The sequence below is a fragment of the Rhodococcus coprophilus NBRC 100603 genome (assembly GCF_001895045.1).
Classification (GTDB): domain Bacteria; phylum Actinomycetota; class Actinomycetes; order Mycobacteriales; family Mycobacteriaceae; genus Rhodococcus; species Rhodococcus coprophilus.
Map to the genome: position 1 here is coordinate 185,033 of NZ_BDAM01000005.1, position 21,150 is coordinate 206,182.

At 67.6% G+C, this 21,150-nt stretch carries 22 protein-coding genes and 1 pseudogene; 16 read left to right on the forward strand and 7 right to left on the reverse strand.

All coding sequences use genetic code 11. From position 1 onward, the window contains the following. Positions 1–10 precede the first annotated feature (10 nt). Positions 11–601 (forward strand): VWA domain-containing protein, encoded by a 591-nt coding sequence (locus tag RDCOP1_RS22015; protein WP_371836823.1) that lies wholly within the window; start codon positions 11–13, stop codon positions 599–601. Here RDCOP1_RS22015 and RDCOP1_RS09620 read toward each other — a convergent pair. Together RDCOP1_RS09620 and dapD are read right to left on the reverse strand one after the other, a co-directional pair. After that, complete coding sequence (locus RDCOP1_RS09620) at positions 570–1,904, reverse strand: amino acid permease (RefSeq protein WP_371836824.1); 1,335 nt, start codon at positions 1,902–1,904, stop codon at positions 570–572. The two genes, RDCOP1_RS22015 and RDCOP1_RS09620, sit on opposite strands and share 32 nt — an antisense overlap. A 77-nt stretch (positions 1,905–1,981) precedes the next feature. After that, positions 1,982–2,935, reverse strand: coding sequence for a 2,3,4,5-tetrahydropyridine-2,6-dicarboxylate N-succinyltransferase (dapD, locus tag RDCOP1_RS09625; RefSeq protein ID WP_072699893.1), 954 nt, complete (start codon positions 2,933–2,935; stop codon positions 1,982–1,984). A 100-nt stretch (positions 2,936–3,035) separates the two neighbouring features. Between dapD and dapE the strand changes: the two genes are divergently transcribed. From dapE to RDCOP1_RS09675, 10 genes and pseudogenes are all read left to right on the forward strand, one after another. Further along, on the forward strand, positions 3,036–4,112 hold the full coding sequence (dapE, locus tag RDCOP1_RS09630; RefSeq protein WP_072699894.1) for a succinyl-diaminopimelate desuccinylase: 1,077 nt from the start codon (positions 3,036–3,038) through the stop codon (positions 4,110–4,112). A 9-nt stretch (positions 4,113–4,121) separates the two neighbouring features. Continuing rightward, on the forward strand, positions 4,122–4,934 hold the full coding sequence (locus tag RDCOP1_RS09635) for an LOG family protein (protein WP_072699895.1): 813 nt from the start codon (positions 4,122–4,124) through the stop codon (positions 4,932–4,934). After that, positions 4,931–5,494 carry a cytokinin riboside 5'-monophosphate phosphoribohydrolase gene (gene log / locus RDCOP1_RS09640; protein ID WP_371836817.1) on the forward strand — a complete coding sequence of 188 codons (564 nt, stop codon included), beginning with the start codon at positions 4,931–4,933 and terminating at the stop codon, positions 5,492–5,494. Before RDCOP1_RS09635 ends, log begins: the two co-directional genes overlap by 4 nt. 99 nt (positions 5,495–5,593) lie before the next feature. Then, entirely contained in the window at positions 5,594–7,378 is a 1,785-nt protein-coding gene (locus tag RDCOP1_RS09645; protein WP_072699897.1) for a long-chain-acyl-CoA synthetase, read from the forward strand. 51 nt (positions 7,379–7,429) lie between these two features. Next, positions 7,430–8,371 (forward strand): dihydropteroate synthase, encoded by a 942-nt coding sequence (folP, locus tag RDCOP1_RS09650; protein ID WP_072699898.1) that lies wholly within the window; start codon positions 7,430–7,432, stop codon positions 8,369–8,371. After that, positions 8,368–9,285, forward strand: coding sequence for a glucosyl-3-phosphoglycerate synthase (locus tag RDCOP1_RS09655; protein ID WP_072699899.1), 918 nt, complete (start codon positions 8,368–8,370; stop codon positions 9,283–9,285). The genes folP and RDCOP1_RS09655 overlap by 4 nt, the downstream gene beginning before the upstream one ends. A gap of 58 nt (positions 9,286–9,343) precedes the next feature. Then, positions 9,344–9,616 (forward strand): annotated as a pseudogene (locus RDCOP1_RS21315) (DivIVA domain-containing protein); the annotation flags it as partial. A 263-nt stretch (positions 9,617–9,879) separates the two neighbouring features. Continuing rightward, positions 9,880–10,458, forward strand: coding sequence for a DNA-3-methyladenine glycosylase I (locus RDCOP1_RS09665; RefSeq protein WP_072699900.1), 579 nt, complete (start codon positions 9,880–9,882; stop codon positions 10,456–10,458). A 142-nt stretch (positions 10,459–10,600) separates the two neighbouring features. After that, entirely contained in the window at positions 10,601–10,768 is a 168-nt protein-coding gene (locus RDCOP1_RS09670; protein WP_006554284.1) for a DUF3117 domain-containing protein, read from the forward strand. A gap of 88 nt (positions 10,769–10,856) precedes the next feature. Next, a complete protein-coding gene (locus tag RDCOP1_RS09675; protein ID WP_084722534.1) occupies positions 10,857–11,744 on the forward strand; it encodes a putative RNA methyltransferase in 888 nt (295 codons plus the stop codon). Here RDCOP1_RS09675 and glgA read toward each other — a convergent pair. Further along, entirely contained in the window at positions 11,731–12,903 is a 1,173-nt protein-coding gene (glgA, locus tag RDCOP1_RS09680) for a glycogen synthase (RefSeq protein WP_072699901.1), read from the reverse strand. The two genes, RDCOP1_RS09675 and glgA, sit on opposite strands and share 14 nt — an antisense overlap. A gap of 65 nt (positions 12,904–12,968) precedes the next feature. Continuing rightward, a complete protein-coding gene (locus RDCOP1_RS09685) occupies positions 12,969–13,307 on the reverse strand; it encodes a metal-sensitive transcriptional regulator (protein ID WP_072699902.1) in 339 nt (112 codons plus the stop codon). Between the two features lie 134 nt (positions 13,308–13,441). Between RDCOP1_RS09685 and glgC the strand changes: the two genes are divergently transcribed. Further along, the gene (gene glgC, locus RDCOP1_RS09690; protein WP_072699903.1) at positions 13,442–14,656 is read left to right on the forward strand and encodes a glucose-1-phosphate adenylyltransferase; all 1,215 of its coding nucleotides are present in this window, start codon (positions 13,442–13,444) and stop codon (positions 14,654–14,656) included. 6 nt (positions 14,657–14,662) lie between these two features. On the opposite strand, the gene RDCOP1_RS09695 is transcribed toward glgC, so the two are convergent. Continuing rightward, positions 14,663–15,298 (reverse strand): O-methyltransferase, encoded by a 636-nt coding sequence (locus tag RDCOP1_RS09695; RefSeq protein WP_072699904.1) that lies wholly within the window; start codon positions 15,296–15,298, stop codon positions 14,663–14,665. Positions 15,299–15,635: 337 nt separating this feature from the next. On the opposite strand from RDCOP1_RS09695, the gene sigE reads away from it, so the two are divergent. From sigE to tatB, 4 genes are all read left to right on the forward strand, one after another. Continuing rightward, a complete protein-coding gene (sigE, locus tag RDCOP1_RS09700; protein WP_111731664.1) occupies positions 15,636–16,214 on the forward strand; it encodes an RNA polymerase sigma factor SigE in 579 nt (192 codons plus the stop codon). Positions 16,215–16,230: 16 nt separating this feature from the next. Beyond that, positions 16,231–16,605, forward strand: coding sequence for a zf-HC2 domain-containing protein (locus tag RDCOP1_RS09705; protein WP_072699906.1), 375 nt, complete (start codon positions 16,231–16,233; stop codon positions 16,603–16,605). A gap of 115 nt (positions 16,606–16,720) precedes the next feature. Next, on the forward strand, positions 16,721–18,274 hold the full coding sequence (locus RDCOP1_RS09710) for a trypsin-like peptidase domain-containing protein (protein ID WP_371836818.1): 1,554 nt from the start codon (positions 16,721–16,723) through the stop codon (positions 18,272–18,274). 82 nt (positions 18,275–18,356) lie between these two features. After that, entirely contained in the window at positions 18,357–18,752 is a 396-nt protein-coding gene (gene tatB / locus RDCOP1_RS09715; RefSeq protein ID WP_072699907.1) for a Sec-independent protein translocase protein TatB, read from the forward strand. A gap of 95 nt (positions 18,753–18,847) precedes the next feature. Here tatB and RDCOP1_RS09720 read toward each other — a convergent pair whose 3' ends face one another. After that, the gene (locus tag RDCOP1_RS09720; protein ID WP_174555792.1) at positions 18,848–19,981 is read right to left on the reverse strand and encodes an Mrp/NBP35 family ATP-binding protein; all 1,134 of its coding nucleotides are present in this window, start codon (positions 19,979–19,981) and stop codon (positions 18,848–18,850) included. A 25-nt stretch (positions 19,982–20,006) separates the two neighbouring features. Further along, positions 20,007–20,876, reverse strand: a complete 870-nt coding sequence (locus RDCOP1_RS09725) for a lytic transglycosylase domain-containing protein (protein WP_072699909.1) — start codon at positions 20,874–20,876, stop codon at positions 20,007–20,009. Positions 20,877–21,150: the final 274 nt, after the last annotated feature.

Here is a 21,150-nt window from a genome sequence, read left to right on the forward strand (position 1 = left end):
CGCGGTGGACGTGTCGGAGTCGATGCGACGGCCGGTCGACGGCACGACCCCGCTCGGGCTGGTCGCGCAGGCCGCGAAGGCCGCCGCCGACGTGTTCCCGGACAGCGTGTCCGCGGGTCTGTGGATGTTCGCCAGCGACATCGGCGTCCGAGGGCGCGACTACGTGGAGATCGCGCCGATCCGCCGCTTCGACACGGTCGCCGGGGGTGAGACCCAGCGTGAGATCGTCACCTCGCTCGAGGAGCGGGTCCCGGACTCCACCGGCTCCGGTACCGCGCTCTACGACACCGTTCTGGAGGCGTACCGCACAGCACAGGCCGGGTACGACCCGAGAGCCGTCAACAGCGTGATCGTGGTGACGGACGGAGCGAACGAGAACCCACGGGGGATCGGCAAGGACGAACTGCTCGCGACCCTCGGCGAGCTGCACGACCCGGCCAGGCCCGTACCCGTCGTGACGGTCGGGGTGACGGACGACGCCGACGGCGACGCTCTCGCCGAGATCTCGGCGGCCACCGGTGGCTCGAGCTATCTCGCGTCCGACATCCCCGAGCTGGCCCAGATTCTCGTCAGTGCTCTGGCAGACCGGAGCCGTCGTTGACCCGCGCGTCCTGCCGGCGATGCCACAGGAATCCGAGAGCCGTGATGAACAGGAACAGCACGAAGGTCGCCGCGAGCTGGGCGCGGGCGCTGCTGTCGGAGAGCATCAGGGCGATGAACCCGACCAGCATCGCGAGGGTGAACCAGCTCAGGTAGGGGAAGAACCACATACGCAGGCGCAGCGTTCCCTCCTCCTCGAACCGGCGCCGCAACCGCAGGTGCGCGACGACGATGAAGATCCAGATGGCGAGCAGCGCCGACCCGACGGCGTTGAGCAGGATCCCCAGAATCGTGTCGGGGAGCAGCCAGTTGAGCAGGACGCTCACGAAGCCGAAGAACACCGACAGCAGCACGGCGTTGCGGGGAACGCCGCGGTGCGTGAGCTTGCCGAGGATGGCCGGCCCGTCGCCGCCGCGGGCGAGCGAGTATGCCATCCGCGAGGTTCCGTACACGTTGGCGTTGAAGGCCGACAGCAGGGCGATCACCACGACGAGTTCCATGAACCCGGAGGCGTACGGGAGGCCCGCCTCGTTCAGCACCGCGATGAACGGCGAGGTTTCGCCGCTCGTTGTGGTCCACGGCAACACGAGCACCATGATCGAGATCGCGCCGAGGTAGAACAGCGTGATGCGCCAGACCACCGTGCGCACCGCCACCGCGATGGACCGTTCCGGGTCCTTGGATTCGGCCGCGGCGATGGTCACGATTTCGATGCCACCGAATGCGAAAGCGACCGCGAGCAACCCGGCTGCGATACCCGCCATGCCGTTGGGCGCGAAACCGTCCCCGTCGCCGAGCAGGTGCGTCGTCCCCACCGGCTCGGTGCCCGGGAGCAACCCGAAGACCAGCAGAACGCCGATGACCAGGAATCCGATGATGACCCCGACCTTGAGAGCCGCGAACCAGAACTCGAACTCACCGAAATTGGCTACCTGGGCGAGGTTGACGACCGCGAAGAAGGTCACGAACACCAGCGCGACCACCCATTGCGGGACCCCCGGCAGCCACGACTGCACGATGGCCGACGCGCCGGTGATCTCCACGCCGAGCACCATGATCAACATGAACCAGTAGAGCCAGCCCATGGAGAACCCGGCCCAGCGGCCGATGCCGATGCGGGCGTAGTGGGAGAACGACCCGCTGATGGGCAGCGCAGCACCCATCTCGCCGAGCATCCGCATCACGAAGATGACCATGATGCCGGCGAGGATGTAGGAGACGAGCACGGCCGGGCCGGCGGCCTGGATGCCGACACCGGACCCGAGGAACAGTCCGGCGCCGATCGCCGAGCCGAGCCCCATCATCGTCAGATGCCGGACTTTGAGCCCGCTCCCGAGATCCTCCGGCGTGTCCGTCTGTGGGGCTTGACTCACGGTCTTCCTCAGTCGTTCGCGTGCAGAGCGGCATTCAGTTCGACGCCGCTGCCCTTGTTGGACACGACCTCGACGGCGCCGCTCACAGAGTTGCGGCGGAGCAGCAGGTTCGACGCCCCGCTGAGTTCCTTGGCCTTGACGACGGTGCCGTCCGGGCCGGTGACCTTGGTACCCGCGGTGACGTACAGGCCGGCTTCGACGATGCAGTCGTCGCCGAGCGAGATGCCGACACCGGCATTCGCGCCCAGGAGGCAGCGCTTGCCGACCGAGATGACTTCCTTGCCGCCACCGGAAAGGGTGCCCATGATCGAGGCGCCGCCGCCGATGTCGGAGCCGTCGTCGACGACGACGCCTGCGGAGATGCGGCCTTCCACCATCGAGTTGCCGAGAGTGCCGGCGTTGAAGTTCACGAAGCCCTCGTGCATCACGGTGGTGCCGGACGCGAGGTGCGCGCCGAGGCGCACGCGGTCGGCGTCGGCGATGCGGACACCCGACGGCACGACGTAGTCGACCATGCGCGGGAACTTGTCGACGCCGTACACGGTGACCGGTCCGCGGATCCGCAGACGCGACCGGACGGTCTCGAAGTTCTCTACCGCGCACGGGCCGTAGTTGGTCCACACGACATTGGCGAGCAACCCGAAGATGCCGTCCATGTTCTGCCCGTGCGGCTTGACCAGGCGGTGGGAGAGCAGGTGCAGGCGCAGGTATGCGTCGTGGGCGTCGACCGGAGCCGCGGACAGATCGGCGATCGTGGTCCGCACGACGACCTGGTTCACATCCCGGGCTTCGTCGGTTCCGGCAACCAGAGCCAGGTCCGACGGAATGTCGGTGCCCTCGAGCCGGGTCGTTCCGGTTTCTGTGTATTCGCCCAGCGTGGGGGCCGGGTACCAGGTGTCGAGAACGGTCCCGTCAGCCGCGATGTTTGCGATGCCTACTGCTGATGCTCCGTGTGCACTCACGGTCGAGAATCGTACTTGAGCCTCGAATCGGGACGATCAGGCCCTGGGAGAAACCGCACTCGGTCCCAGCAGCGGGCACCGTCCTCCGTATCGTTCACGTATGGCCGTACCGCACCTGGACCTGCATGCCGACCCCATCCGGCTGACCGCCGCCCTCGTCGATATTCCGAGCGTGTCGCAGGACGAGACGCTGATCGCCGATGCGGTGGAGAAGGCGCTCCGCGAGCAGACGGACGGATTCGAGGTCGTGCGCAGCGGCAATTGCGTGCTGGCCCGTACCGACCGCGGCCTGGGAAGCCGCGTGATGCTCGCCGGGCACCTCGACACCGTGCCGATCGCCGACAACGTGCCGTCCCGCCTCGACGGCGACGTGCTGTGGGGCTGCGGTACGTCGGACATGAAAGCCGGCGACGCGGTCTTCCTGCATCTCGCGGCGACGATCACCGACCCGGCACACGACCTGACTCTCGTCATGTACGACTGCGAGGAGATCGCGGCGAAGTACAACGGTCTGGGCAGGATCGAGCGTGAACTGCGCGACTGGCTGGACGCCGACGTTGCGATTCTCGGTGAACCCACAGGCGGGGAGATCGAAGCCGGCTGCCAGGGCACCCTGCGGGTGCGGATCACGACCGACGGTGTCCGGTCGCACTCGGCGCGGTCGTGGCTCGGAGACAACGCGATCCACAAGCTGGCGCCCGTGCTCGACCGGCTGTCGCGTTACGAGGCGCGCTCGGTCGACATCGACGGTTGTGTGTACCGGGAGGGCTTGTCGGCCGTGCGGATCGGCGGCGGGGTCGCGGGCAACGTCGTACCCGATGCGGCCGAACTCGACGTGAACTTCCGGTTCGCGCCCGACCGGAGTCCCGACGAGGCTCTCGCGCACGTCCACGAGGTCTTCGCCGGCCTGCCGATCACGATGGAAACGACCGACATGTCACCGGGCGCGCTTCCGGGGTTGTCGCATCCGGCGGCCGCGGCGCTCGTGGAGGCGGCCGGTGGCCGGTTCCGGGCGAAGTACGGATGGACGGACGTGTCGCGCTTCGCGGCGCTCGGTATCCCCGCGGTGAACTACGGCCCCGGCGACCCCAACCTCGCCCACAAGCGGGACGAGCACGTCGAGGTGCAGCGCATCACCGATGTCACCGCCGTCCTCCGCAGCTATCTGACGCGATAGCGTTGGGTCATGCCCGGCGATACCTCTTCCGCCTCCGATGATCGATTCGGCTCCCGCGACGACGTCGTCCAGCGGGGGCCCGTCCAGCTCCGCGGGGATCGTGCCCGCGACACGACGACCCGCGACCAGCGGTTGCTGGACCGCAGGGGCCCGTCCGACTGGGTCCATACCGATCCGTGGCGTGTGCTGCGCATCCAGAGCGAGTTCATCGAAGGTTTCGATGCTCTCGCGGAGGTGCCGCGCGCGGTGGCGGTATTCGGTTCGGCGCGCACACCCGTCGACCATCCCGACTACGAGATCGGCCGCAGGCTCGGTGCGGCACTCGTCGAGGCGGGATACGCGGTGGTCACCGGTGGTGGCCCCGGGGCGATGGAGGCGGCGAACCGAGGTGCGTGCGAAGCGGGCGGGTTCTCGATCGGTCTCGGCATCGAGCTTCCCTTCGAGCAGCGTCTCAACGAGTGGGTCGACCTCGGCCTGAACTTCCGGTACTTCTTCGCCCGCAAGACGATGTTCGTCAAGTACTCACAGGCGTTCGTGTGCCTGCCCGGTGGTTTCGGCACCATGGACGAGCTGTTCGAGGCACTCACCCTCGTCCAGACCGGCAAGATCACCCGCTTCCCGATCGTGTTGTTCGGCTCCGGCTACTGGTCGGGTCTGATCGAGTGGATCCGGGCCACGATGGTCCGTGAGGGCAAGATCTTCGAGCCGGACCTGGATCTGCTGTCGGTGACCGACAGCGTCGAGGAGGCTGTGCAGATCATCCGCGAGGCCCACCGGGGTGATGAGGAAGGCATTCTGTACGGGGAGGAGACGTCGTGGTGAGTGACTCAGGGTCGGTCTCGGTGTGTGTGTATTGCGCGTCGGGGCCTGTGGACCGCAAGTATCTGGAGTTCGCGTCGGATCTGGGCACGGCGATCGGACGACGAGGGTGGCAGCTGGTCTCCGGTGGCGGCAACGTCTCGATGATGGGGGCGGTCGCCGAGGCGGCTCGTGAAGCGGGCGCCCACACCGTCGGGGTGATCCCCAAGGCGCTCGTTCACCGCGAGGTGGCGGATGTCGATGCGGACGAATTGATCGTCACCGACACGATGCGGGAGCGGAAACGCATCATGGAGGACCGTGCGGATGCGTTCGTGACGCTCCCCGGCGGCATCGGCACGCTCGAGGAACTGTTCGAGACATGGACCGCCGGATATCTGGGTATGCACGAGAAGCCGGTCGTCATGCTCGACCCGTTCGGGCATTTCGACGGGTTGCTCACGTGGCTCGAGTCGATGGTGGACACGGGCTTCGTGGCGCGACGCGCGCTCGACGGGCTGTACGTCACCGCCGATCTCGAGGACGCTCTGGATCGATGCGCGGGATCACGCCGGGAGGACTGAGGGACCGATTCACGCACTCGTTCCCTACTCTCCGGTAAGTTCGGAGGGCGTTGCCGCCGTTCGTCCGACCCGACCCGACGTCGCAGTGAGGATCCGCCCGTGAAAAACGCCGCCCCCGAGCGTGAATCGACCGTCTCCCTCCCCAGCCTGGTCGCCCAGTTGCCCTCGATGCTGCCCGACCTGCCGAGTCTGTTGCGCGGTGCGGTGGGAATGACCCGCAAGCCGAGTGCCCGGGAGACCATCGGGTCGGTGTTCCAGAAACTGGCCGAGCGCCGTCCCGACCATCCGTTCCTGCGGTTCGAAGGCGACACCCTGACCTACGGCGACGCCAACGCAAAGGTCAACCGTTACGCCTCCGTTCTGACGGCCGAGGGCGTCCGGACCGGAGACGTCGTGGCGATCCTCATGGAGAACAAGCCGGAGGCGCTTCTTCTCGCCCTGGCGACCGTCAAACTGGGCGCCGCCGCGGGCATGCTCAACAACAACCAGCGCGGAGACGTGCTCGAGCACAGCCTTTCCCTGCTCGACAGCAAGGTCCTGGTGGTCGACGAGGAATGTGCGGAGGCACTCGAGACGATCGACGGCGAACCCCAGGCCGGGACGGTGCTGGGCATCGCCGAACTCGACGCGCGCGCAGCAGACGCGGACTCGTCGAATCCCGCGGTGACGGAAACACTTTCGGCGTCCGAAATTGCGTATTACATCTTCACTTCCGGAACCACCGGTCTGCCCAAGGCCAGCCGGATGTCCCACTTCCGGTGGCTCAAGTCCATGTCCGGACTGGGCAGCCTCGGCGTGCGTCTGCGCCGTAACGACACCCTCTACTGCTGCCTGCCGCTCTATCACAACAACGCACTGACGGTCGCGTTGTCGTCGGTGCTCGGCTCGGGTGCGACCCTCGCGCTGGGCAAGAAGTTCTCGGCGTCGAAGTTCTGGGAGGACGCCGAACGCAACGGGGCGACGGCGTTCATCTACATCGGTGAGATCTGCCGGTATCTCCTCGGCCGGCCCGAACGCCCGGACGACCGTGACCACGGCATCCGGCTGATGGTCGGCAACGGTCTCCGCGCCGAGATCTGGGACGAATTCACCGAGCGTTTCGGCATCGACCGCGTTGCCGAGTTCTACGGCGCGAGCGAATGCAACATCGCCTTCATCAACGCGCTCAACCAGCGGCGCACCGCGGGGGTGTGCCCGCTGCCGTACGCGGTGGTCGAGTTCGACCCGGAGACGGGCTCTGCGCGCCGGGGGGAGGACGGCAGGCTGGTGCGCGTCTCACGCGGTGAGGTCGGGCTGCTCCTCGCGAAGATCACCGACCGCTCACCGTTCGACGGGTACACCGACCCCGACGCCACCGAATCCAAGCTCGTCCGGGACGCATTCCGCGACGGGGACACCTGGTTCGACACCGGCGACCTCGTCCGCAGCCAGGGCTGGATGCACGTCGCCTTCGTCGACCGGCTCGGCGACACCTTCCGCTGGAAGGGCGAGAACGTCGCCACCACCCAGGTCGAGGGTGCGATCTCCGCGCACGCATCGATTTCCGGCGTGGTCGTGTACGGGGTAGAGGTGCCGGGTGCGGACGGACGTGCGGGAATGGCTGCGGTGACGCTGGAGGAGGGTGTGGACTTCGACGGCGGAGCACTGGCAGACATCCTGCACCGCACCTTGCCGGGTTACGCGGTGCCGTTGTTCGTCCGCGTCGTCGAGGAACTCGAGTACACGACGACGTTCAAGAGCCGCAAGGTCGACCTCCGTGAGCAGGGCTACGACGACATCGGATCGGACGAGCTGTACGTCCTGGTGAGCAAGAGCGAAGGCTTCGCCCCGATCTTCGAGGGATACGTCGACGGTGTGGCACGGGGAGACCTGCCGAAGCCCTGAACCGGGCGGACGCCGACCGGCCGGATTCGGTGCCCGTGTCAGGATGAAGGCATGAGCGGCTCCGCTATCGACAGTTCCGAGCATCCGCCCGTCACACCCGGCCACGACGTCGCGGCCCCTCCCGGGCCCGTATCGCCGACCCTGTGCGGGCGTCCGGTGGCGACCGACCGCGCGCTCGTCATGGCGATCGTCAACCGCACCCCGGACTCCTTCTACGACCGCGGAGCGACCTTCAGCGACGACGCGGCGCTCGCCGCCGTCGACAGGGCCGTCTCCGAGGGGGCAGACATCGTCGATATCGGCGGAGTGAAGGCCGGGCCGGGTGAGGTCGTCGACACGGCCGAAGAGCTCCGCCGCGTGGTTCCGTTCGTGGCAGCGATCCGGGAGCGGTACCCGGAGGTCCTCATCAGCATCGACACGTGGCGCAGTGAGGTCGCGCGTCGTGCGGTGGCGGAAGGCGCCGACCTCGTCAACGACACGTGGGCGGGCGCGGACCCGCAGCTCGTCGAGGTCGCGGCCGAACTCGGCGCGGGCATCGTGTGTTCGCACACCGGAGGCGCGATCCCGCGGACCCGGCCCCACCGAGTCCGCTACCGGGACATCGTCGAGCAGGTGGCCGAGGAAGTCGTCGCAGCCGCGGAGAACGCGGCTCGGACGGGCGTAGCGACCGATTCGATCCTCATCGATCCCACCCACGATTTCGGGAAAAACACCTATCACGGACTCGCTCTGTTGCGGGGCGTGGAAGTTCTTGTAAACAGCGGGTGGCCTGTGCTTATGGCACTGAGCAACAAGGACTTCATAGGCGAGACTCTGGGTGTCGAACTCGAAGACCGGTTGGAGGGCACCTTGGCAGCGACAGCATTGGCCGCAGCAGCAGGAGCAAGAATGTTCCGGGTACACGAGGTCGCGGCCACCCGCCGGGTGGTCGACATGGTGGCGGCGATCGCGGGCACACGTCTGCCTGCCCGCACAGTGAGGGGGCTGGCATGAGCGCACCGACTCGCATCTGGACCGAGGCGAACAGCTGGGACCAGCCGACCTGGACCGTCGGCGAACTCGAACGGGCGAAGGCCGGCCGCACCGTGACCGTGGTGCTGCCCGCGCTCGACGAGCAGGAAACCGTCGCGGGCGTGGTCGACACCATCTATCCGCTTCTCGGCGGGCTCGTGGACGAACTCGTGGTGCTCGATTCCGGATCGACCGACGAGACCGCGGTGCGGGCGCGTGCCGCGGGAGCGCGCGTGGTTTCGCGCGAAGAAGCGGTGCCCGGACTGGCTCCGGCACCGGGGAAAGGTGAAGTGCTGTGGCGGTCGCTCGCGGGCACGTCCGGTGACATCATCGCCTTCGTCGATTCGGACCTGATCAACCCCGATCCGGCGTTCGTGCCGAAGCTGCTCGGACCGCTGCTGCTCGGCGACGGAATCCATCTGGTGAAGGGCTACTACCGTCGCCCCCTGCAGGTTCGCGGCGGGGAGGATTCGAACGGGGGAGGACGCGTCACCGAGCTGGTGGCCCGGCCGCTCCTCGCGGCTCTGCGACCTGAGCTGACCTGTGTGCTCCAGCCGCTCGGCGGCGAGTACGCCGGAACCCGGGAGCTTCTCGAAGCGGTGCCGTTCGCACCGGGCTACGGGGTCGAGATCGGTCTGCTGCTCGACACCTACGACCGCCTCGGGCTGAATGCGATCGCCCAGGTCAATCTGGGGGTGCGGAAACACCGCAACCGGCCGCTGTCCGAGCTGGGGGCGATGAGCCGCCAGATCGTCGGAACCATGCTCGGAAGGTGCGGTATCCCCGATTCGGGGGCACCGCTGACCCAGTTCCTGGTGGAGGGCGAGTCGTTCGTGTCGTTCGACACCGAGGTGAACCTCGAGGACCGCCCGCCGATGAGCACCATCACCCGCTGATCTTCCGTCCCGGCCCGTCGACGTCGATGACGTCGGCGGGCCGTGCCAAGATCGGTGCATGGTGACGGTTCTTCTGTACGTGGTCGTCATGGTGGTCGTCGGCGCCGTGCTGTTCTTCATCGCGTCGTCGGTGTTCGGCCGGAGCGAGGTTCTCGCACCCATCCCGCCGGGCACCACCACGACCGTGCTCCCGGCCACCGACGTCACAGGTACGGATGTCCGCGACCTCCGCTTCCAGCAGACGTGGCGGGGTTACAAGATGAGCGAGGTCGACTGGGCACTCGACCGGCTCGCGCGTGAGATCGACGAGTTGCGCGCCGAACTCGCGCGAACCGGCCAGGAGACCGAAACTGCGCCCGGCCCGGTGGCCGGCCCCGACGACTCCGGTATCGAGAACGACTTCGAAGCCGAGTCAGAGAACGACTTCGAGTCCGTTGCCGAGAAGGACTTCGAGGCCGAGGAGCCCACGGAGGAAGTGCGCATCGTCGAACGGGCCGCTGCCGAGCGCCGGGCAGCCGATAGACCTGCTGCCGAAAAGCCGGCTGCCGAAAGACCTGATGTCGAAAAGTCGGCTGTCGAACGGCCGGAAGAGCAATGACCGCCGACGGCCTCGTACGGTGCCCGTGGGCGGTGGACGCTCCCGGCAGCACGATCTACCGCGACTATCACGACGCCGAGTGGGGACGCGAGTTGCACGGCCGCGACGCGCTCTTCGAACGGATTGCGCTCGAGGCGTTCCAGTCGGGCCTGTCGTGGCTGACCGTTCTGCGCAAGCGTCCGGCGTTCCGGGACGCGTTCGCGGGGTTCGATGTCGACGCCGTCGCGCGGTTCACCGAGGCCGACGTTCAACGGTTGCTCGGCGACGCGAACATCATCCGGAACCGCCGCAAGATCGAGGCCACGATCGCCAACGCGCAGGCGATTCTGGAGCTGCCGACCGACCTCGACACACTGCTGTGGTCGTTCGCACCGGCGCGGCGCGCGCGACGTCCGAAAAGTGTCCAATTCGTTCCGGCGGTGACCGAGGAGTCGTCCGCGATGGCTCGGGAGCTGAAGCGTCTCGGACTGCGTTTTGTGGGCCCCACCACGGCATATGCGTTGATGCAGGCCACCGGAATGGTCGATGATCACCTCGCCGGGTGCTGGGTGGCGAAGGCGTTGGACGGGGGATGACCGGGCCGTACGGCGGAGTCAGCTACCCGGCGCAATCCGCAATAGGGAAGAATGGGATGGCGCGCACCATCGATGTCGGCGGTGCAACCACACGGTAACCCACGCGCCCGGCGGTCGGGTGCAGATTTGGAGGGAGCAGAGGATGGCGGCCATGAAGCCCCGGACCGGGGACGGTCCCCTCGAAGCAACCAAAGAGGGACGAGGAATCGTCATGAGGGTTCCACTCGAGGGCGGCGGACGTCTGGTCGTCGAGCTCACGCCGGAAGAGGCTGCGGCCCTAGGCGACGAACTCAAGAGTGTCACCAGCTGATCGGCCCCTCTTCGGGCAACCCGGGCCCCGCGCTCCTCGGCGTGCGGGGCCCGGAGCTGTCCGTACCGGGACCCGTTGAGGAGCTGCCGTGCTCGACACCGTGATCGACCTCCTCGCGTGCCCGCACTGCCACAGTGCGATGGATCTGGACGATTCCACCGTGCTGTGCGAACTCGGGCACAGCTTCGACGTGGCGCGCCAGGGCTACGTCTCCCTTCTCACCGGCACCGCAACCCCCTTCACCGGCGACACCGCCGACATGATCGCGGCGCGTGCCGACTTCCTCGGCGCGGGGTACTACGACGCCGTCCGCGAGGCGGTGGCGTCCGCGTGCAGCAGTGCGTCGGAGGAGGACCCCCGCATCCTCGAAGTCGGTGCCGGAACCGGCCAGTACCTCCAGACCGTGCTCGACGCCCTGCCCGGCGCCCGAGGAATCGGCCTGGACGTGTCCAAGCCCGCGGTCCGGCGCATCGCGCGTGCCCACCCGCGCGCGGGTTCGGTGCTCGCCGACGTCTGGCGGCAGCTACCGGTGCGGTCGGGATCGCTCACTCACGTGCTGTCGGTGTTCGCGCCGCGAAACGCTGCCGAGAGCCATCGTGTTCTCGTGCCCGGCGGCGCCCTCGTCGTGGCGTCGCCCACGACGGAACACCTGCGCGAACTCGTCGCCCTGCCAGGCATGGTGAGCGTCGACGACCGCAAGACCGAACGGTTGTCGGCGGCGCTGTCGGGCCTGTTCGAGCGGACCGCGCGCACCCCCGTGCAGTTCTCCGTGGCGCTGCCACGACCGGCGCTCGCGCACCTGGCGGGGATGGGCCCGTCCGCACATCATCTGACCTCTGCGGAACGCACCGCGTTGCTCGCGGCGCTCCCGGACCCCTTCGACGTCACCGTGTCCGTCGTGGTCTCGACGTGGACGCGGCGGGACGACGTGACTCCTCCTGTGCCCGACGCGCACTCCACCGTCAGCGGCGGTTGACCACGTCCTGATAGACCGTGAGGGTCTGCCGGGCGATCTGCGCCCAGGAGAACTCGGCGATTGCACGATCGCGGCCGGCACGGCCGTACTCGGCGGCACGCGCGGCATCGCCGGCAACGTCGTTGAGAGCCGCTGCGAGCGCCCGCTCGTACTCCTGCGGCTCGTACGAATCGTAGTGCACCAGCACGCCCGTCACGCCGTCCTGGACGACCTCGGGGATCCCGCCGACGTCGGAAGCGACCACGGCCGTTTCACAGGCCATGGCCTCGAGATTGACGATGCCGAGCGGCTCGTAGACGGACGGGCACACGAACACGCGGGCGGCGGAGAGAACTTCCCGGATGGACTCCACGGGGAGCATTTCCTGAACCCAGTACACGCCGTCGCGGGTCGCCTGCAGTTCGGCGACGGCGCGTGCGGTCTCCGCCGCGATCTCCGGGGTGTCGGGGGCGCCCGCGCACAGCACGAGCTGGATCTCCGGGTCGAGGTGATGTGCGGCGGCGATCAGATGCCCCACGCCCTTCTGCCGGGTGATGCGTCCGACGAAGGCGACGATCGGGCGCTCGGGATCGACACCGATGCGTTCGAGTGCCGACTCGGCGCCGTCCTCGGCGGGCCCGGGATGCCACGTCGTCGTATCGATGCCGTTGCGCACGACGTGCACTCGGGCGGGGTCGACGAAGGGATAGGCATCGAGGACGTCGAGTCGCATGCCTTCGCTCACCGCGATGACGGCGTCGGCATATTGCACGGCGTTGCGTTCCGACCAAGACGAGATCCGGTACCCGCCGCCGAGTTGCTCTGCCTTCCAAGGCCGGCGCGGCTCGAGGGAGTGCGCGGTGAGTACGTGAGGCACGTCGTAGAGTTCCGCGGCCAGATGTCCGGCGAGACCGGAGTACCACGTGTGGGAGTGGACGACGTCGACTCCCGCGGCCGCGTGGGCCATGCGCAGTTCCGCCGACAGCGTCGTGAGAGCCGCGTTGGCACCGGCCAGCGCGGGGTCGGGAACGTGCACCGTCGCGGTGTCGCGCGGTGCGCCCATGCAGTGCACGTCCACCGTGCACAGTCTCCGGAGTTGCGCCACGAGTTCGGTGACGTGAACACCGGCCCCGCCGTACACTTCCGGCGGATATTCCCGCGTCATCATCGCCACCCGCATCGCCTCAAACTATCGGGCCGCCGGAGTTACAGCCAATCCGGTCCGGCCCCGGGCGCGAAGGGGTCTCAGGACCGGACGAGACGCGCGATCGCGGCCGATGCTTCGGCCAGCTTCGCTTCGCCTTCCTCGCCTCCGCTTTTCGCAGCGTCGACCACGCAATGACGAAGGTGATCGTCGAGCAACCCGAGCGCGAGTCCCTCGAGCGCGCTCGTCAACGCGGCGATCTGGGTGAGGATGTCGATGCAGTACTGCTCTTCGTCGACCATGCGGTGGATTCCACGTGCCTGGCCCTCGATCCGCTTGACGCGCGCGAGGTACTTCTTCTTGTCGCCGAGGTACCCGTGGGTGTGGCAACTACCGGAATCGTCGGTGGTCTCGGTCACCGGGAGAAGTGAGTCGTTCATAACACCGATCCTATACCCCAGTGGGGTATCCAGCCTGGTCGGACGGGATGTGGCGGGGTCCGGAATCGTGGGCGAGACGGGACGGAGATCACGCTTCGCTGGCGGCAGTGTGGGGCGGCGGATAGGTTGGGCGTGTGAGGAGCCAGCCACATGTGCTTGGAATCGTGCTTGCCGGCGGCGAGGGTAAGCGTCTTTACCCTCTGACCGCAGACCGCGCGAAGCCGGCAGTGCCCTTCGGGGGCGCATATCGCCTGATCGACTTCGTGCTCAGCAACCTGGTCAACGCCGGTTACCTGCGCATCTGCGTACTCACGCAGTACAAGTCGCATTCACTCGACCGCCACATTTCCCAGACGTGGAGACTGTCGGGGTTCACCGGGGAGTACATCACCCCGGTGCCGGCGCAGCAGCGCCTCGGCCCGCGCTGGTACACCGGGAGTGCCGACGCGATCCTGCAGTCGCTCAACCTCGTCTACGACGAGGACCCCGAGTACATCGTGGTGTTCGGCGCGGACCACGTGTACCGGATGGACCCCGAGCAGATGGTGCGTCAACACATCGAGTCGGGTGCCGGTGTGACGGTCGCGGGCATCCGGGTCCCCCGCAGCGAAGCCTTCGCCTTCGGGTGCATCGACAGCGACGAGCAGGGCCGCATCACACAGTTCCTCGAGAAGCCCGCGCATCCGCCCGGCACGCCCGACGACCCCAACGTCACCTTCGCCTCCATGGGCAACTACGTGTTCTCCACGAAGGTTCTGGTCGAGGCGCTGCGCGCCGACTCCGAGAACCCGGACTCCGACCACGACATGGGCGGCGACATCATTCCCGCCCTCGTCGCCGACGGCGTCGCGCACGTCTACGACTTCAACGACAACGTCGTTCCCGGTGCGACCGAACGCGACCGGGCCTACTGGCGCGACGTCGGGACCCTCGACGCGTTCTACGACGCGCACATGGACCTGGTGTCGGTCCACCCGATCTTCAACCTCTACAACAGACGCTGGCCCATCCGCGGGGCCGCGGAGAACCTACCGCCCGCGAAGTTCGTGCAGGGTGGTCTCGCCCAGGAGTCGATCGTGGGCGCGGGCAGCATCCTGTCGGCTGCCACCGTGCGCAACTCGGTGCTCAGCTCGAACGTCATGGTCGAGGACGGCGCCACCGTCGAGGGCAGCGTGCTGATGCCGGGTGTCCGGATCGGCAAGGGTGCGGTGGTGCGCCGCGCGATCCTCGACAAGAACGTCGTGGTGGGCGACGGCGAAATCATCGGCGTCGACCTCGAACGCGACCGGAAACGGTTCGCGGTCAGTGGCGGCGGCGTCGTCGCCATCGGCAAGGGCGTCTGGATCTGACGAGGCTCAGCTGAGCCGCACCGCGCAGAGCAGTCCGTCCCCGAGCGGGAGCACCACGGGGGCGAGACGCTCGTCGTCGGAGACGGCCCGCGCGGCCTCTCGTACCGCCAGCACGGTCGAGTCGCGCGCCGACGGGTCGGCGACCCGGCCGCCGAGCAACGCGTTGTGCAGCACGATCACGCCGCCCGGGCGCAGCAGCCGCACGCCTTCGCGCACGTAGTGCGGGTGGTCGGACGGGGTCGCATCGACGAACACCATGTCGTAACCGGAGTCGGCCAGTCGCGGCAGCACGTCGAGCGCGCGGCCGTTGATGAGACGGGTGCGGGAAGCGACGACACCCGCATCCCGGAAGGCGAGCTTGGCAGCGCGCTGATGTTCGGGTTCACTGTCGATGGTCGTGAGGACGCCGTCCTCGCGCAGGCCGTGCAACAGCCACAGACCGCTCACTCCGGCGCCCGTGCCGATTTCCACCACGGTCTTCGCGTCCAGCATGCGGGCGAACATCGCGAGAGCAGCGCCCACCGACGGGGAGACGGGCTCGGCGCCGAGGTCCTCGGCGCGTTCCCGCGCCAAGGCGAGCGGCTCGTCCTCGACGACGACGTCCTCGGCGTGGTTCAAAATGCGATCTGCATTGGTCTGCACGAGACCGAGGCTATCCGCGCCGCGATGTTTGTGCGGGCAGGCTCGCAGATGTGAGCACCGATGCGGTGATGTTTTCTCAGCTTCGTTTCAGGTAACTCACACGGCGAGCACATACCGATAGGAAAGACTTGGGCAACGAAGTCGAAGGGCCGGCAGGACTCGGTGCTTCGGTGGAAGCCTGCAACACCCGGCGACAGGGGAACAAACCCCGGAGTCCGAATGTTGAACTTTCCACCGATGTCCCGCGCAGCGGTCCCAAAAGGAGGATCCAGCGATCCACATGCCCGAACCCCGCAACGATCTCCAGCCCGACGCCGTCCCGTTCGACGAAGCCCCCATGGAAGACCTGAGTGGCACCGCGGTGTTCGACGCGACCGGGGATCGTGCCTCCATGCCGTCCTGGGACGAACTCGTCCGCGAGCACGGCGACCGCGTCTACCGCCTCGCGTACCGGCTCTCGGGTAACGCGCAGGACGCCGAAGACCTCACCCAGGACACGTTCATCCGCGTGTTCCGCTCGTTGCAGGACTACCAGCCCGGCACCTTCGAGGGCTGGCTGCACCGCATCACGACCAACCTCTTCCTCGACATGGTGCGTCGCCGGAACCGGATCCGGATGGAAGCACTTCCGGAGGACTACGATCGGGTACCGGCCCACGGGCCGAACCCCGAGGAGATCTACCACGACGCGCGACTCGGCGCCGACCTGCAGTCCGCCCTGGATTCGCTCGGTCCGGAGTATCGCGCCGCGGTGGTGCTCTGTGACATCGAAGGTCTGTCCTACGAAGAAATCGGTGCCACACTGGGGGTCAAACTCGGGACGGTGCGAAGTCGCATCCACCGAGGTCGCCAGGCACTCCGCCAGTACCTGCGCGAGAATGGAAAGGCCGAAGTCGTTCGCGTCGATGCGGGGTAGCCGCCGGGAGGTTTTGATGACGATGGTGCAGCCACCTCGCAGGTTCGGTTCCACGGAGCACTTGGCGAGCGAGGCGGTTGCCGCCTACGTCGACGGTGAACTCCGCATGGCGCCGTACCTCCGCGCGGCGCAGCACCTCTCCGAATGCCCCGAGTGCGCTGCCGAAGTCGAAGCGCAGCAGCAGGCCCGCCGAGCCCTCCGTGCTGCCGCCGAGAACGCCCCCGAAATGTCGAGTTCGCTGCGGGGCGCGCTCTGCAGCATTCCCACCCACCTGTTCGATATCCCCGGCGCGGATCGGACCCCGGGTACCGCGAACGCGCACGATGTCGACGCGGCACGGTCCGAGGCGTGGTTCGCGGCGCGGCGGTGGGCGATCCGTCGCAGGCGGTGATCGACCCGCACGCCGTCTCAGCCCGGCCGCTCGACGACCGGGCGATCACAGTGCAGCCGACACCATCGGTGATACTGGGCTGTGTGACGGACCTACACGGGGGAGACGGGTACGCGTGACCGCGGATTCTGTGGAGCACAACGGCCGACGCAGGAACGACGGCACCGGGCTGCCGGACGCCTCGGACGGGCGGCCGGACGACGCGAACGGCGCGATCGCGCGTCCCGCCGACGCGCCGCGTCTCGATCCGCGACCGGTGTACCGGCCCCGGGTCGACCCGGCTGCAGAGCGAGTCTTCGGCCGGCCCGAAGGAACCGACGGTGCCTTCGGCGCGACCCCTCGCGCGCGGGCGTCCGAACCCGAGATCCGGCACGCGCCGCCGACGGACGCGATCCTCGCCGAGGCATACGGGCGGCCGGGCGACGCGGACGAGACACTTCAGCGCCCACCCTCGGTGTCCGAGGACGACCCCGGCGACGACCCGGGTCCCTCCGATCCGTGGCGTGATCCCGACTCCGCCGTCCGGCTCGGTGCGCCCCTCGAATCGGAGGACGGCGAAGATCTGCCGCCGGCACCGAAATTGACTCTGCGGGAAGTGTTGTTCGATCGCCGCGTCCAGCCGCGCGCCCTCGCCTCGCTGGCCGCGCTCGCACTCGTGATCGGTGTGGTGGGCGGGCTTGCGGTCGCGGTGGTCACTTCCGACACCGGATCACTCACCAGTCGCGGCGTATCCCTCTCACAGGTCGCAGCCGACGAGGACGTGCCCGCCGGGACAGTGGCGCGCGTCGCCGACGCGGTGCTCCCGTCGGTGGTGTCGATTCAGGTGACCATGGGCGATCAGTCCGGAACCGGCTCCGGTGTCGTCATCGACGGTGCCGGATACATCGTCACCAACAATCACGTCGTCTCCATGGCAGCGACGAATCCCGACGCCAAGGTCCAGGTGACGTTCGACGACGGGACGAAGGTCCCGGCGTCTGTGGTCGGACGCGACATCAAGACGGATCTGGCCGTCCTCGCCGTGAAGGACGTCGACAACCTGGTCGTCGCCGAACTCGGGCGTTCGGAGGACGTGCAGGTCGGCGAGGACGTGGTGGCTGTGGGTTCGCCTCTCGGACTGAGCAAGACCGTAACCCGGGGCATCGTCAGCGCGCTGAACCGTCCCATGCGACTGAGTGGACAGGGCACCGACACCGACGCGGTGATCGACGCGGTGCAGACCGACGCCTCGATCAACCCGGGCAACTCCGGTGGGCCGCTCGTCGACATCGAAGGGCGCGTCATCGGCATCAACTCCGCGATCAAATCCGAGACGGGCGGTTCCGTCGGGCTCGGGTTCGCGATTCCGATCGACGACGTGACCGAAGTGGTGGGCGAACTCATCCGCAACGGCGAGATGCGCCATCCCGAGATCGGCGTCAACGCGCGCTCGGTCGTCAACGATGTCGCGAGCGGGGCGGAGGTCGCGAACGTACAAAACGACAGCCCTGCTCAGCGGGCGGGAATCGTCGAAGGCGACGTGATCGTGCGGGTCGGCGACCGCGAGGTCACCACGGCGGACGAGTTGGTCGTCGCGGTGCACGCCCAGGAGATCGATCAGCCCGTCACCGTGCAGATCGTCCGGAGCGGACGGCTCGTCGACATCCAGGTGACTCCGGAATCGGACTGACCGTCCCTGTTCCGTTGTGCATCAGGTGTGAGTTGGGTCCGCTCGCGCTGAATTCCGGCAGGAAACACGTAGTCTTGACCCCGTGTTCGGCAATATCGGTTGGGGTGAATTCGTAGTCCTCCTCGTGGCGGCCCTCGTGGTGCTCGGTCCCGAGAGGCTGCCAGGTGCTGTCTCCTGGGTGACCAGGTCGCTGCGACAGGTGCGTGACTACGCGTCGGGAGCGCGGGATCAGTTGAAGGAAGAGCTGGGCCCGGAGTTCGACGACTTCCGCCAGCCGCTCGCAGAGCTGAACCAACTGCGGGGCATGACGCCGAAGGCGGTCATCACCAAGCATCTTCTGGACGGGGACAGCTCCCTGTTCAACGACATGGGGAAGTCGCCGGGCGCGCCGTCCAACGGGTCGTCGCCCTCGACTCCGAATCTGTCGAAGCCACTCGCGCGCGACGAAAAACCCCCGATCGATCCCGACGCCACCTAGCCGGACGAGTTCGTCACCCGTCGCCGAACGCACACGGTCGCCGCAACATCAGTTGCGGCGACCGTGTTTCGTTCGGTTCGGAGGTTCGGTCCGGCTCAGAGGTGCCGGGTGGTGTCGATACCGAGTGACATGCCGGCCAGTCCGCGCTTGCGTACCGCCAGTTTGTCCGCGATCTCGGACAGCGCTGTTGCGGGCGCCGATTCGGGTGCCGAGAGCACGATCGGTGTGCCGGCGTCACCGGATTCACGGATTGCGGGATCGAGCGGGATCTGACCGAGCAGCGGCACCGGCGCGCCCACTGCTCGGGAGAGACGCTCCGCGACGGCCTGCCCACCGCCGGTCCCGAACACGTCCATCCGCGTGCCGTCCGGAAGCTCGAGCCACGACATGTTCTCCACGACGCCGGCGATGCGCTGACGGGTCTGCAACGCGATGGAACCGGCGCGTTCGGCGACCTCGGCCGCGGCTTGCTGGGGCGTCGTCACGACCAGGATCTCGGCGCTCGGAATCAGCTGTGCCACGGAGATGGCGACGTCGCCGGTGCCCGGGGGCAGGTCGAGCAGGAGCACGTCGAGGTCGCCCCAGAAGACGTCGGCGAGGAACTGCTGGAGAGCGCGGTGCAGCATCGGGCCGCGCCACACGACGGGGGTGTTGCCCTCGGTGAACTGGGCGATGGAGATCATCTTCACGTCGTGCGCGATCGGCGGCATGATCATGCGCTCGACCTGCGTCGGCTTGGCGGACGTGCCGAGCATTCGCGGGATCGAGTGGCCGTAGATGTCGGCGTCGAGGACACCGACCGACAGGCCGCGTGCGGCCAGGGCCGCCGCGAGGTTGACGGTGACCGACGACTTGCCGACACCACCCTTGCCGGAGGCGACCGCGTAGACACGCGTCAGGGATCCGGGCTGGGCGAACGGGATCACGGGCTCGGCGGAATCGCCGCGGAGGGATTTGCGCAGCTCGGTGCGCTGTTCGTCGCTCATCACGTCGAGGGTGACGCGGACCGGACCGACTCCTGCGACGTCGGCGACGGCCTTGGTGACGCGGTCGGAGATCTCGGTGCGCATCGGGCATCCCGAGGTGGTCAGGTACACCTCGATATCGACGCTGCTGTCATCGCGGATCTCGATGCTCTTGACCATGCCGAGATCGGTGATGGGTTTCCGGATCTCGGGATCCTGTACCCGGGCGAGTGCACTGCGGACGTCGGACTCACTGACTGCCATGACGCCCATGGTAGGTGGGGACCTGTCAGTGGATGCGCGGCAGGTCGGCCGGACTCGGTGTGACGCCGGTCGAGTAGGCCGCCGACCACGCGAACACGTTCGCAACGTAGGCCATCGAATTGTTGTACCGGTGGATCGCCTTGCTCGCGTGCCCCAGGTTGCGCATGTCGAGCCCGCCGTCGCACAGGTACCGCGCGGTCGTCAGCGTCGAGTCGTAGAGGTTCTGGGGGTCGGAGACCCCGTCGCCGTTGCCGTCGCCGGCGTACTGGTTCCACGTGGTGGGGATGAACTGCATGGGGCCCACGGCGCGGTCGTAGACGGCGTCGCCGTCGAGTGCTCCGCCGTCGGTGTCGGTAATGGTTGCCTGACCGGGCAGACTGCCGTTGAGCGGCAATCCGATCACGGGTTTGAAGAGGTCACCCTTCGCATCGGCCTTACCGCCGTTCGCGTGACCGGATTCGACGCGGCCGATACCGGCGAGCAGCGTCCAGTACATACCGCAGCCGGGATTCTCCTCGGCCATGATGCGTTCGGCATTGCGGTAGGCGTCGAAGTTGATGCCGGGGATGCCGAGAGGTCCCTCGGATAGGACCTTCGCCTCGGTCGGAGCTTCGGCCTGCATCGCGGACTTCGGTGCGAGCACCGGTGCCGGCGCGGGCTCGAGCATGATCGACTGCGCCACCGCGACGGCTTCGGGAACCGACGGGAGCGTCTCGGGAACTGCGTTGCCGAGGGTCGTGGCCTGGGCGTCCTGATGGATTCCGAGCAGGGCTCGCGGTGAAGCACCGGCGGTGGAGGCGGCGGCGGCGACGAGGCCCACCGGTACCAGACCTGTCATTGCGATAACCGAATTGCGGCGGATCTTGGAATCCGTCGGTCGTGCGTGCCGGCCCACTCGTACCTCCCTCGGGCGAATCTCGAACCCGAGATGCCTCCGTTACTTACCGGGGCTGACAGTACACGGCTCGTAGCCATTCTGTTATTTAAACGTGATGTAACGCGTGGGGTGAGGCCGGAAGATCAATATCTGCCCCGATAAGAGCATTTTGCCGTTACGTGAATGTGACTCGAGTCACGTGACGTGCGGCGTGTCGGACGAGGGGCGTGCGGGTACCGGAAAGCGACTCCTGACCCACCGAACTCCTGACGCACTGATCAGTTGCAGAACA